1 protein-coding gene is annotated in these 223 nt (G+C 43.9%); it reads right to left on the bottom strand.

Annotated elements, in window-relative coordinates; translation table 11 throughout:
* Positions 1–223 (bottom strand): ISAs1 family transposase (locus FFR48_RS28770; RefSeq protein ID WP_137669651.1); only part of this gene is annotated, 223 nt, incomplete at both ends.

The raw sequence follows: 223 nt of genomic DNA, 5'->3' as shown, positions 1-223 counted from the left end.
TTTCCGTCTATGGGAATTATTTCTCCTCCCATGTTTGTCACTAGGGTTTCTATCCATCTGCTGAAACAACGATTTAATTCTTCGGGATTGATGAACTCAAATACCCGTCTGAAGGTGTCATCGGAGGGAATTCCATTTGGTAATTCCAAAAACTCTTCTAACCACTCCTGCTTGCTGATGCCGTAGTTCTCTATGTCTTCCCACCCTTGCGCTCCAGCTATGA

The organism is Sphaerospermopsis reniformis, assembly GCF_005402885.1.
GTDB classification, from domain to species: Bacteria; Cyanobacteriota; Cyanobacteriia; order Cyanobacteriales; family Nostocaceae; genus Sphaerospermopsis; species Sphaerospermopsis kisseleviana.
Note: the sequence above shows the minus strand (reverse complement) of the source record. Positions and strands in the feature narration are given on the sequence as shown.